Here is a 12,541-nt window from a genome sequence, read left to right as displayed (position 1 = left end):
ACATCTGGGGTTGGACACAGCCCGCTGTAGGAGCGGGTTCACCCGCGAAGAGGCCGGCGCTGGTTGAATCGATTTCCGGTCAATACACATCCCGCCGATACCGCCCATCCTCGATCAACTGCTGTACAGCTTCTTCACCCAGCATGCGATTGAGCGCCGCATCCACCCCAGCCGCCATGCCTTGCAGGCTGCCGCAGACATACACGCAAGCCCCATCGGCCACCCAGCGCTTGAAATCCTCGGCCTGTTGCAGCATTACGTCCTGCACATACACCTTCTCGGCCTGATCGCGCGAGAACGCCAGGTCCAGCCGTGCCAGGTCGCCGTTGTCCAGCCAAGCCTGCAGCTCATCGCCGCACAGCAAGTCATGCGCCCGATTACGCTCGCCGAACAACAGCCAGTTGCGCTGCTCACCGGCATTGACCCGCGCGCGCAACAGGCTGCGAAGGCCTGCCAGGCCAGTACCGTTGCCGATCAGGATCATCGGCGCAGCGGCCTCAGGCAGATGGAAGCCACTGTTACGCCGCAGGCGCAGGCTCAGGGTGCCATTCATTGGCAGGTATTCGGTCAGCCAGCCAGAGCCCAAACCAAGGTTGCCGTCAGGGTGGCGTTCCTGGCGCACGATCAGCTCCAGCACACCATCGCTGGCGATCGAGGCGATGGAGTATTCGCGGCTGCCGATCGGTACCAGTGCATCCACCAGTGCCTGCGGCTGCAAGCCGATCAGGTGGTCGCGGCGCATCGGCAACTGGCGGCCAGCGAGTGCCTGGGCAAGGGTTTCGCTCAGGCCATTCACCTGCACCTGGCTGTTGGCGTCCAGTGCCATGCCCTTGAGGAACGCGTCGATCCGTGGCTGCCCATTCAGCGGCAGTATCTCTACCAGATCGCCGGCTTCCCAGCTTGCAGGTTCTGCAGCCTGCAGGCCAAGCAGGTACACCGGTTGGCCTTGGCTGCCAGGGTTGAGCAGTTTGCGGCGCACCAGCGACCAGTTGGCAAAGGTTGGCGGTTGCCAGGCGGCCACCGGCTGGGCGCCGGTCAGTTGCGCCAGTTCCTGCTGCCATTGCTGCAGGGCGGCCTGGTCGGCGTTGTCCACTTCCACCGGGCTGAATGCACTGCTGGCACCGCGCTCCCCCAGCCACGCCTGGAGACGACGAGCGAAACCGCAGAAGTGCGGGTACTGACGATCACCGAGGGCGAGCAGGGCATAGTTGAGGTTGTTCAGTGCCCAAGGCTGGCCGAGCACCTTGCGCTCGAAGGCGCGAGCGCTGTCGGGCGCTTCGCCGTCGCCGAAGGTACTCACCACGAAGAGCGCGCGATGGGCCTGGCGCAGGTCGTTTTCACCCAGCTCGGCAAGGGCGCGCACCTGAACTGTCTGGCCAGCTGCCTGTAGCTGCTTCGCACTCTGCCAGGCCAACTGCTCGGCAAAGCCACTCTGGCTGGCAAAACCGATCAGCCAACCGTCGCCATTGCCGTTGCTGTTGGCGACCTTGCCACGGGCTGCGCGCACCTGACGTTTCTTGCGGCGACGGTCGAGGTACAGCAGCCAGCCAGTGACGAAGAACAACGGCATGGTCAGGCTGGCGATGGTGACGATGATGCGCCCCGGCAAGCCGAAGTACTCGCCCACATGCAGGGCGTAAACACTCTGCAGCAGTTGCGCCTTGAAGGACTTGTCGGTGTAGCGGTCGTGCTTTTTAACCTGGCCAGTGGCTGGGTCCAGGACCAGGGTATTGAAGGCACGTGGGTGGGCAGCGTTGTCGAGCAGGTAGAACAGGTTGGCCGGCTGACCGCCAGCGGGCGGCAGGCGCAGGTTGTAGGTGGAAAGGCCTGGGCCCGCGGCGTCCTTGAGGTTGGCCCAGATGGCGTCGTAGTCCACCACCAGCGGTGGCGCATTCCGGTCGACTTTCTGCGGCCCGTGCCGGCCACGGCCTTCACCACGTTTTTGCTGCTGGCCCGCAGCCGGCGCGTCAGCCAGCAGCTTGTTCAGGCCTTCGCGGTACCACTCATAGGACCAGAACAGGCCGGTCAGGGCGAACAGAAGGTAGAACAGAAGGCACCAGGTACCTGCCACGGCGTGCAGGTCCCAGTTGAAGGCGCGGCCTTTCTTGGCCCAGTCGAAGGTCAGCCAGGTGCGCCAGTCCAGCGCTTTGCGCGGCCAGCGCAGGTACAGGCCGGACAGGCAGAAGAACACCAGCATCAAGGTGCAGGCCCCGGTGATTTGCCGGCCAGTGTCGCCTATGGCGAGGAAGCGGTGCAGCTTGAGCATGAGGTTGAAGAAGCCTTGCCCGGCCACTTCACCCTTGAGTTCGCCGGTGTACGGGTCGGCATAGCGCAGTTCGCCACGGCGTTCGCCCGGTGCCGGCATGAAGAAGATACGTGCAGCGTTGCCTTCACGCACGTCGACCCACAGCATCGACACCTTGTCGTGCTGCTGGGCTTCGACCCGTTTAACCAGCTCGGCCGGCGGCAGCACGCCTTCGGCGCGTACTTCTACCTTGAGTACATCGGCATTGAATGCGCGCAGCAGTTCTTCCTGGAACGAGTACAGCGCCCCGGTAATGCCCATCAAGGCCAGCACCAGGCCAGCGGTGATGCCAAAGAACCAGTGCAATTGGAACAGCGTCTTCTTCACCACGTTACTCACCTTGAGTTGCTGCCGCGACCTGCGCGGCGTGCATTATGCCTTGATACGCAAAAGCCCCGCTCACGGGAATGAACGGGGCTCGGGGTGACTTGATTAGAAGTGGAAGTTGGCACTCATGAGTGCAGTACGGCCAGGCGCTACGTGAGCGTAATGCGTAGCGAATACTTGATCGAAGTAACGCTTGTCGGTCAGGTTTTGCACATTCAGCTGCAAGTCGACATTCTTCGTCAGGCGATAGGTAGCCATGGCGTCATAGCGCCAGTAGGAAGGTACCTCGACCGAGTTGGCTTCGTCACCGAAGCGCGAGTCGACAAAAGTCGCGCCAGCACCAACGGTCAGTTGCGGAATGATGTCGTAGGTCGACCAGAACGTGAAGTTGTTACGCGGCGTGCTAGGCATGTGGTTGCCTTCGTTCGCTGCAGTAGAGGTTTTCACGATCTCGCTTTCCATATAGGTGTAGCCGCCATAGACCTTCCACTTGCTGGTCAGGTTACCCGAGTAGGTCAGCTCCACACCCTGGACCCGTTGTTCGCCATCGAGCACCTGATAAGTGGCATTGTCTGGATCGGTGACGCGTGCGTTGGTTTTGTCGGTACGGAACAAGGCTGCGGTCAACGATAGGTTATCGTCGAAGAAGTCCCACTTCGTGCCGATTTCGTAGTTGCGGTTACGTTCTGGATCGAGGTTGCTGTTGTTGGCCGCCAGCTCCAGGCCGCCATTGCCGCTGGTTTCGCCCGACGGGTTGCTGGAGGTCGACCATGCAGCGTAAATACTGCCGTTGGGCAACGGCTTGTAGACTACGCCAACTTGGTAGTTCCACAGATGCGCGTTGTTTTCGCGAGAGAAGTCCCCCGCCACCGAGCCACGACCACCTGTGCTGTACCCGCTTGATTTGGTCTGGTAATCGTCGTAACGCAGGCCAAGGTTCAGCGACCACTGTTCGTTGAAAGTCAGCGTGTCAAATACGTAGGCAGCGCTGGTTTTCGTATTCGTATCGGTGAAGGCTTGGCTGTCGGTAATCGTGCCAGACCAGCCGTCATCCGGGGACGGGTCGTAGAGGCTGGTGCAGTCGCCCGAGGCCAGCAAGGCGGGGGTGCAAACAGTGCCTGTGCCAGCGGCCGAGGTGACGACATACCCGCGGTTATGCGTGTCGCTGTAGGTGAACTCCAGGCCTGTCACCAGGCTATGCTCGATGAAGCCGGTATTGAACTTGGCACTCAGGTCGGTCTGGTTCACCCAGCCTTTGGACGTCGAATTGCGGTTCTTGGTGGCGCGATAGACCGTACCGTTGGCGACGTTACCTTTACTGTCATCCGGGTTGGTCACGATGTAGTCGAGGGTCGAGCGCGACATGCGGAAGCTGTTGGACAGTGTCAGGTTTTCGTTCAGGTCATGTTCGATACGGATCGTGCCGCTGTCGTTGCTGGTCTTGCGATAGTCGCGTCCGTTCAAACCGTAGAAGTTGTCGCGGTCAACATGAGCCGGGCCATCTACATTGTATTTGCTGCGCGTGGCGCTGCGGTTCAGCGGGATGCCGTAGTCAGGCATGTCGTCAGTTTTCAGGTGGTAGTAACCCACTGTGACCCGTGTATCGGTGCCCAAGCCAAAAGCGAACGACGGTGCTACCCCCCAACGGCTCACATCCACATCGTCACGACCGGCGACGTTGGCTTCGTGCTTCATCAGGTTCAAGCGAAAGGCAGAGGTGTCGGTCAGTTGCTTGTTCAAGTCCAGGGTGGTGCGTTTGGTCTGGTCTGAACCCCAAGTGAACCCACCGTTGTAGCTATCGCCAAGTTTTGCGCTCTTGGTGACCAGGTTGAGGCTCCCGCCCGTCGAGCCAGCACCGGTAAAAGCGGAGCCAGGGCCTTTTGCGACCTCAATGGACTCGACGTTGAAGATCTCCCGGCTTTGGGATGCGACATCGCGCATGCCATCGACAAATACGTCACTTTCGGCGTTGAAGCCGCGGATGATAGGGCGGTCACCCGCTGGGTTGCCGCCTTCGCCTGCGCCAAAAGTGATGCCTGGGGTTGTACGCAAGGCGTCTACCAAGGACGTCGCACCCGTGTCACGAATGACTTGCTGAGGGATCACCGTGACACTCTTCGGTGTTTCACGCAGCGGGGCGGTGTACTTCTTCGAGCTGGCGGTGTCCGTCTTGTAGCTGGTGACATCTTGTGCAGCGTTGACGCTGGTCGCGTCGAGTGAAATGACAGAATCAGCAGCCTGATCATCTGCACATGCAAGCTGAGCAGTCGATGCAGCAGAGATGGCAACGCCGATGGCGGACGCAAGCAGGCGTTGTGAGCTCACAGCAGATGGCACGTAGTGACGCATTGGTAAGGACCTTCCCCAAGGTTTCGAGGCGGTGGATCTTAATGTAAGCAATTTTGACTAACAATTGAGAGTCGTTACCATTTGTGAAGAATTTACAATCTTTACAATTTGTCTTTACGGTTTCATGCAGCTGAAACGTCTTAAGCGGCGAATGGGGCTTGTGTAGCGCAAAAGGGAATCAATATCATTGCGCCTTTACATTTCCCAACGGTGCTGTTGCCATGCTGCTTCACATCCCAGGCCTGTTCGACGCTGATGAGCTGGCCCGTATCCGCGAGGCGCTGGAGCAGGCCGACTGGGCCGATGGCAAGGTTACGGCGGGTTATCAGTCGGCCAAGGCCAAGCACAACCTGCAACTGCCGGAAGGCCATGCGCTGGCCAAGGAAATCGGCACTGCGCTGATCGACCGCCTGTGGAAAACCCCGCGCTTCATGTCGGCAGCGTTGCCGCACAAGGTGTTCCCGCCGCTGATCAATTGCTACCGCGAAGGTGGCAACTTCGGCTTCCACATCGACAACGCCCTGCGCCAGCCCAAGGGCAGCCCGGAGCGGGTGCGTACCGACCTGTCTTCCACGTTGTTCCTCAGCGACCCGGAAAGCTACGACGGCGGTGAGCTGGTGATCCAGGACACCTATGGCGTGCAGCAGGTCAAGCTGGCCGCCGGTGACATGGTGCTGTACCCCGGCACTAGCCTGCACAAGGTCAACCCGGTGACCCGTGGCCAACGCTATGCCGCATTCTTCTGGACCCAGAGCCTGGTGCGCGATGACAGCCAGCGGACGCTGCTGTTCGAGATGGACAACGCAATCCAGCAACTGACTGCCGATGTGCCGGACCATCCTTCGTTGTTGCAGCTGACGGGCACTTACCATAACTTGCTGCGCCGCTGGGCTGAGGTTTGAGCCGTGTCTTACCTGCTGCGGCGTGAGGAAGTGGTGGATGTGGCCGGCTTGCAGGCCATGCTCGAGGAATCCCCCGGCAAGGCCGCCCAGGCAATTCTGGCGGCAGCGGGGCAGGGTGCGGTCGAGGCGCAGTTGCTGCTGGGGCAGATCCTGCTGGATGGGCTTGGCATCCAGCAGGATGCCACCGTCGCCCGGCGCTGGTTCGGTATCGCTGCACAGGGGGGGAATGCCATGGCGCACAACATGCTCGGGCGTTGCCTGGAGCATGGTTGGGGCGGTGAGGTGAATTTGGCGCAGGCTGCCGTTCACTACGCCCGTGCGGCTGATTCCGGCTTGGACTGGGGCCTGTATAACCTGGGCAACCTTCTGGCGACCGGGCGTGGGGTGCCGGTCAATCAGGTGCAGGCGCTGATGTGCTACGAGAAGGCTGCACAGCTGGGGCATGCCAAATCGATGAACCTGTATGGGCGTTACCTGGAGCAGGGCATCGCCACGGCGCCCAGCCCGGCGCGGGCGGTGCGCTGGTATCGGCGTTCGGCCGAGGCGGGGGATTTTCGCGGGATGTTCAGCCTGGCGCTGGTGCTGGTCGAGCGTGGGCAGTTGGCCGAGGCAGGGCAGTGGCTGGAGCAGGCCCGGGTTGCGGGGAACATGAATTTCCTGCGTGCTGCGTTGGTAACCCTGCAGGGCGCAGGGCCGGTGTTGATGGCCTTTGCGGCGCGGTATGCCGAGGAAATCGATCGGCGCGGAGAGGCCGGTACAGGAGAGCACACATGAAAACGGGGCCTTTCGGCCCCGTTGTGCATTACAGGTAGTAAGCCTTCAGCGGCGGGAAACCGTTGAATTCCACTGCGCTGTAGCTGGTGGTGTAGGCGCCGGTCGACAGCCAGTACAGGCGGTCACCGATGGCCAGGTTCAGCGGCAGCCCGTACTTGTAGTTCTCGTACATGATGTCGGCACTGTCGCAGGTCGGGCCGGCGATGACCACTTCTTCGGCTTCGCCTTTCTTCTCGGTCCAGATCGGGAACTTGATGGCTTCGTCCATGGTTTCGATCAGGCCGGAGAACTTGCCTACGTCGGTGTAGATCCAGCGCTCGACGGCGGTACGCGACTTGCGTGCGACCAGCACCACTTCGCTGACCAGGATGCCGGCGTTGGCGATCAGCGAACGGCCAGGCTCGAGGATGATTTCCGGCAGTTCGTCACCGAAGTCTTCCTTGAGGAAGCGGATGATTTCTTCGGCGTAGGTTTCCAGGCTGTTGGTACGGGTGATGTAGTTGGCCGGGAAGCCACCACCCATGTTGATCAGCTTCAGTTCGATGCCGTCTTCTTCTTTCAGGCGTTCGAAGATTACCTTGACCTTGGCGATGGCGGCGTCCCACACGCTGATGTCGCGTTGCTGCGAACCCACGTGGAAGGAGATACCGTAAGGAACCAGGCCCAGGTCACGGGCGAGGATCAGCAGGTCCATGGCCATGTCGGTCTGGCAGCCGAACTTGCGGGACAGCGGCCAGTCGGCAGTGGTGGAGCCTTCAGTCAGGATACGCACATACACTTTCGAGCCCGGTGCGGCCTTGGCGATGTTGCGCAGGTCGGCTTCCGAGTCGGTGGCGTACAGGCGCACGCCCTTCTCGTAGAAGTAGCGGATGTCCTTGGACTTCTTGATGGTGTTGCCGTAGCTGATACGGTCGGCGCTGACACCGCGGCCCAGTACTTTGTCCAGCTCGTAGATCGAGGCGATGTCGAAGCTCGAACCTTTCTCTTTGAGCAGGTCGATGATTTCCACGGCCGGGTTGGCCTTGACCGCGTAGTAGACCTTGGCGAATTCGAAACCGGCGCGCAGGTCGTCATACGCCTGGCTGATCATCTGGGTGTCGATGAGTACGAACGGGGTTTCCTGCTTGTCAGCGAACGCCTTCATTTTCTGGAAGGTTTCACGCGCGAAATAGTCTTCGACCTGGATCGACATGCTCAGGGACTCCATGGGCAAACTGAAAGATTAAGTGGCTGCAAACTGAACGTCCTCCGTATCCCCACTTTGGTTCGCCTACTCAGTACTTGAGCCGGATGGATCGTTTCCAGCATGGACGTTCGGCGCGCACTTTAGGGCGTGAAGAATGCAGAATCAACAGGCAATCCGGGCGTGATCGACGTGGATCGACGACCAGCCATTTGAATAACCGACTCGTGTGACCGGCTGATGTTCCCTGCGATCTTTCAAGCGTAAAAAATTGTGGAATGGAGCGTGTTGGGCCCTTTGCGGTCAAGCCCGCTCCTACAGGGGATACGCGTTCCATGTGGGAGCGGGCTTGCCCGCGAAAGGGCCGGAGGTGTTCATATTTATGGCCACATTTTCCTGGTACCCCCGTACAGGAAATCGCCCATAAATTTTTTGTTACCGACTGGCGGATTTGCTGCTTTTGATGAGAAACATTACTATTCGCACCCTTATCTGCCTCCCCGATGACCCCCGACCGTGTCCGGACACAAAGGCTTCCTCGACCACTACCATGAGCTGATCGGCACCTGGACGCGCAAGCTGCGCAGTCGTCAGCAGGCCGAGGACCTCACCCATGATGCCTTTGTCCGGGTACTGGAAACCCCGCGCGAGCAGGTGGAGCAGCCACGCGCCTACCTGCATCAGGCTGCGCGCAACATCGCTGTGGATGGCTTCCGTCGCGAGGACCGCCGCCAGGCGCTGGAGCGGGAAGCCTTCGAAGAAGGCGCAATCGGCAGTGGCGACCCGGAAGCCTACGTGCATGCCCTGGAGCTGGCCGACAGCGTCGAGCGGGCCTTGGCCGAGCTGCCACTCAACTGTCGGCAGGTGTTCATCTGGCAGAAGCTCGAAGGCCTGACCCAGGCCGAGATTGCCGAGCGCATGGGGTTGAGCAAGAACATGGTCGAAAAGTATATGATCCGCACGCTCCGGCACCTGCGTGAGCACCTGGATGTGTCGGCATGAAGAGTCAGGAGATCTTTTCGATGGAACAGCACGGTACCGATGCCGTCCGCGAGCAGGCGGCCGCATGGTTCGCCCGCGTGCAGGACGCACCTCGGGATGCCGGGCTGCACAAACAGTTGCGTGCCTGGCTGGCGAGCGACGAGCACCACCGGGAAGAATACGAGCATCTCTGCCGCGTGTGGCAGGCCGCCGACTTCATTCCACGCCAGCGCCTGGAGGCGCTGTGCCAGCCAGACCCGGTACAGCAGCTGCCACGACGGCGTTTCATGCGCCAGGCGTTGGCCGCCAGTGTCGCGGCAGTGGCGCTGGCCCTGGGCTGGGGTGGCTGGCACTACCTGCAACTGAACCATCAGGGCAGCCTGCAGACGGCCTTCAATGAGCGCCGTCAGGTCGAACTGCCGGATGGCTCGCATCTCGACCTCAATGGCAGCACGCAGTTGCAGGTGGAGTTCAGCGCCGGCCAGCGGCACGTGCGCCTGAACGCCGGTGAAGTGATGTTCAGCGTCGCCCATGACAGTAACCGGCCGTTTGTGGTCGACACTGCCCAGGGCAGTGTGATCGTCACAGGTACCCGCTTTGACGTACGCCTGGACCCAGCCAGCACCCGTGTGGCGGTGGAACAGGGGTCGGTGCGGGTGCAGGGCAAGGGCGCCTCGCTGGCGCAACTGACGGCCGGGCAGGGGGCGCATATAGATGAACAGGGCCTGGTCGCCGCACCCTATGCGGTCAATATCGGCGCCATGACCGCATGGCGTCAGGGGAAACTGGTGTTCGACAATGCAATCCTCGCCGAAGTAGTGGCCGAAGCTTCTCGCTACCGTAGCCAGCCATTGCGGGTCGCCCCTGGTAAAGTCGCCCGCCTGCGCCTGTCAGGCACCTTCAGCACCAACGACCCAGACGCTCTGCTGCGGGCCTTGCCGAGCATCCTGCCGGTGGCCATCAAGGCCCATGAAGACGGCTCCAGCGAAATAATCGCCAAATAGATTCAGGTTTTTTTTCACTCGTTCGTCTTCCTCGCCAGCTGCAACTGCCAAGCATTTCCATTTGCACGCGGTTGGCGTTTATTCCGCATTCCAGGATGTTTCGACGACGTGAACAACAACAAACCCTTCCCACGCTTTCGCGCCCTGGCGCTGGCCCTGGCGGTCAGCACTGTGGCCGTTGACAGCCAGGCCGCCGAGGCCGGTAATACCCTCCAGATCCAGGCTCAGCCGTTGGGTTCGGCGCTGAACCAGCTCGGCCAGCAGACCAGCCTGCAGCTGTTTTTCAGCCCCGAGCTGGTCGCCGGTAAACAGGCCCCGGCGGTATCGGGCAACCTGACGCCGGTGCAGGCGCTGCAACAGCTGTTGCAAGGCAGCGGGCTCACCTTCGAGATGTCCCGGGACACCGTTGTGGTGAAGCCTCTGCCGACTACCCTTGACCTGGGCAGCGGCAGCCTGGAGCTGGCACCCACCGATATCAAGGTGGTCGGTGACTGGCTGGGGGATGCCCAGCAGAGCGTGGTACAGAACCACCCCGGGGCACGCACCGTGGTGCGCCGCGAGGCAATGGTGGAAAAGGGTGCAATGAATGTGCGCGACGTGCTGCGTGGCATCCCCGGCGTGCAAGTGCAGGACTCCAACGGAACCGGTGGCAGCGACCTGTCGCTGAACGTGGGCGTGCGTGGCCTTACTTCGCGCCTGTCGCCGCGCTCCACGGTACTGATCGATGGTATCCCGGCCGCCTTCGCGCCGTATGGCCAGCCACAGCTGTCAATGGCACCGATTTCCTCTGGCAACCTCGACAGCATCGACGTCGTGCGCGGTGCCGGTTCGGTGCGCTACGGCCCGCAGAACGTGGGCGGGGTGATCAACTTCGTAACCCGGGCGATTCCGCAAAAGGCCTCGGCAGAGCTGTCCACCACCTTGGAAACCTCCCGGCACGGTGGCTGGAAACACACCGAGTCAGCGTTCGTCGGCGGGACGGCCGACAATGGCATGGGCGTGGCGCTGTTGTACACCGGGGTGAATGGCAACGGTTACCGTGAAAGCAACAACGGCAACGACATCGACGACGTTATCCTCAAGACGCATTGGGCGCCAACCGATGTCGATGAGTTCTGGCTCAACTTCCATTATTACGATGGCCGTGCCGACATGCCGGGTGGCCTGACCCAGGCCCAATACGACAGCAACCCGTACCAGTCGCTGCGCGACTACGACTACTTCGCGGGCCGGCGCAAGGATGTGTCGTTCAAATGGCAGCGGCAGCTCGACGATGCCACCCAGTTCGAAGTGCTGACTTACTACACCGACAGTTTCCGCGGCAGCACCATTGCCTCGCGGGACATGAAGACGTTGTCGTCGTACCCGCGCAACTACCACACCTTTGCCATCGAACCCCGTGTTTCGCGCATCTTCTTTGCCGGCCCAACCACCCAGGAAGTCAGTGTCGGTTACCGTTACCTGAAGGAAGCGATGCGCGAACAGACGACTCGGCTGGCGCTGATCGACAACGTGCCGACGGTGACCCCGACTTCTGACGGCCACGTGTTCCAGGACCGCAGCGGCGGTACTGAAGCCAGCGCCTACTACATCGACGACAAGATCGACGTGGGCAACTGGACCATCACCCCTGGCGTGCGCTTCGAGCACATCAATACCGACTGGCGCGACCGCCCGGTACTGGACGCCAACAACCGCCCGGTAGCCGAGAAGAAGCGCAGCATCACCAGCAACGAGCCTTTGCCGGCACTGAGCGTGATGTACCACGTTTCCGATGCCTGGAAGGTGTTCGCCAACTACGAGACTTCGTTCGGTAGCCTGCAGTACTTCCAGCTGGGCCAGGGCGGTTCTGGCAACAGTACGGCCAATGGCCTGGAGCCGGAGAAGGCCAAGACCTACGAAATCGGTACCCGTTATGACAATGGTGGCTTTGCCGGTGAGCTGACGGCGTTCTACATCGACTTCGATGATGAGCTGCAGTACATCAGCAACGACGTGGGCTGGACCAACCTGGGGGCGACCAGGCACCAGGGTGTCGAGGCCTCGGTGCGCTATGACCTGGCCGGGCTGGACCCGCGCCTGGACGGGCTGTCGGTGAGCGGTGGCTACACCTATACCCGCGCAACCTATGAAGGGGATATCCCGGGATTCAAGGGCCGTGACCTGCCGTTCTATTCACGCCAGGTGGCCACTGCCGGGGTGCGTTACGCGGTCAACCACTGGACCTGGAACCTGGATGCCTACGCCCAATCCAGGCAGCGCGCACCCGGCACCGGAATCAATGCCGATGGCAGTTTCAATGGCGACTACATCACCGAGCCGAGTGCTGACGGGCGGTATGGCGATATTCCGGGCTACGTGACCTGGCATGCCCGTGGCGGTTATGAATTCGGGCCGCAGTTGTCCAACCTGAAGCTGGCGGCGGGGGTGAAGAACCTGTTTGACAAGCAGTATTTCACCCGCTCCAGTGACAACAATGCCGGCCTCTATGTGGGTGAACCACGGACCTTCTATGTGCAGGCCAGTGTAGGGTTTTGATCCGAGGCTGCCAGGCCGCTTTGCAGCCCTTCGCGGGTACCGAGAGCCTCCAGGCCTTCGAGGTTTGGGGGTAGGAGCGGGTTTACCCGCGAAAGGGCCGGGCCTGCTGGCCAATTTCACCAGCCGCTCACCGTTGCCGCCGCTACCGTATTCGCGGGTAAACCCGCTCCTACACATG

General features: G+C 61.2%; 8 protein-coding genes. 5 read left to right on the top strand and 3 right to left on the bottom strand.

Features of this window, described 5'->3' with window-relative positions:
* Positions 1-79: 79 nt before the first annotated feature.
* Entirely contained in the window at positions 80-2,635 is a 2,556-nt protein-coding gene (locus ACF8EF_RS07915; protein WP_176685832.1) for a sulfite reductase flavoprotein subunit alpha, read from the bottom strand.
* A 102-nt stretch (positions 2,636-2,737) separates the two neighbouring features.
* Positions 2,738-4,981 (bottom strand): TonB-dependent receptor, encoded by a 2,244-nt coding sequence (locus ACF8EF_RS07910; protein ID WP_392460816.1) that lies wholly within the window; start codon positions 4,979-4,981, stop codon positions 2,738-2,740.
* 221 nt (positions 4,982-5,202) lie between these two features.
* Here ACF8EF_RS07910 and ACF8EF_RS07905 point away from each other — a divergent pair, with 221 nt between their 5' ends.
* Complete coding sequence (locus tag ACF8EF_RS07905) at positions 5,203-5,883, top strand: Fe2+-dependent dioxygenase (protein WP_176685834.1); 681 nt, start codon at positions 5,203-5,205, stop codon at positions 5,881-5,883.
* A gap of 3 nt (positions 5,884-5,886) precedes the next feature.
* Positions 5,887-6,657 carry a tetratricopeptide repeat protein gene (locus tag ACF8EF_RS07900; protein WP_392460815.1) on the top strand — a complete coding sequence of 257 codons (771 nt, stop codon included), beginning with the start codon at positions 5,887-5,889 and terminating at the stop codon, positions 6,655-6,657.
* Positions 6,658-6,685: 28 nt separating this feature from the next.
* On the opposite strand, the gene ACF8EF_RS07895 is transcribed toward ACF8EF_RS07900, so the two are convergent.
* On the bottom strand, positions 6,686-7,849 hold the full coding sequence (locus ACF8EF_RS07895) for a type III PLP-dependent enzyme (RefSeq protein ID WP_021781787.1): 1,164 nt from the start codon (positions 7,847-7,849) through the stop codon (positions 6,686-6,688).
* A 507-nt stretch (positions 7,850-8,356) separates the two neighbouring features.
* Between ACF8EF_RS07895 and ACF8EF_RS07890 the strand changes: the two genes are divergently transcribed.
* The 3 genes from ACF8EF_RS07890 to ACF8EF_RS07880 all read left to right on the top strand — a co-directional run bounded on the left by ACF8EF_RS07890 (position 8,357) and on the right by ACF8EF_RS07880 (position 12,363).
* Positions 8,357-8,842, top strand: coding sequence for a sigma-70 family RNA polymerase sigma factor (locus tag ACF8EF_RS07890; protein WP_176685838.1), 486 nt, complete (start codon positions 8,357-8,359; stop codon positions 8,840-8,842).
* 20 nt (positions 8,843-8,862) lie between these two features.
* Positions 8,863-9,825 carry a FecR family protein gene (locus ACF8EF_RS07885; protein ID WP_392460814.1) on the top strand — a complete coding sequence of 321 codons (963 nt, stop codon included), beginning with the start codon at positions 8,863-8,865 and terminating at the stop codon, positions 9,823-9,825.
* Positions 9,826-9,933: 108 nt separating this feature from the next.
* On the top strand, positions 9,934-12,363 hold the full coding sequence (locus ACF8EF_RS07880; protein WP_392460813.1) for a TonB-dependent siderophore receptor: 2,430 nt from the start codon (positions 9,934-9,936) through the stop codon (positions 12,361-12,363).
* The last annotated feature ends 178 nt before the right edge of the window (positions 12,364-12,541 follow it).

It is taken from the genome of Pseudomonas sp. zjy_15 (assembly GCF_043101865.1).
Taxonomy (GTDB): domain Bacteria; phylum Pseudomonadota; class Gammaproteobacteria; order Pseudomonadales; family Pseudomonadaceae; genus Aquipseudomonas; species Aquipseudomonas putida_Y.
This window is presented reverse-complemented; position numbering and strand designations above follow the sequence as displayed.

Bases quoted from the DNA above. Each gene is read 5' to 3' on its own strand.
- ACF8EF_RS07910 (WP_392460816.1), bottom strand. From the start codon at position 4,981: ATGCGTCACTACGTGCCATCTGCTGTGAGCTCACAACGCCTGCTTGCG.
- ACF8EF_RS07905 (WP_176685834.1), top strand. From the start codon at position 5,203: ATGCTGCTTCACATCCCAGGCCTGTTCGACGCTGATGAGCTGGCCCGT.
- ACF8EF_RS07895 (WP_021781787.1), bottom strand. From the start codon at position 7,849: ATGTCGATCCAGGTCGAAGACTATTTCGCGCGTGAAACCTTCCAGAAA.
- ACF8EF_RS07885 (WP_392460814.1), top strand. From the start codon at position 8,863: ATGGAACAGCACGGTACCGATGCCGTCCGCGAGCAGGCGGCCGCATGG.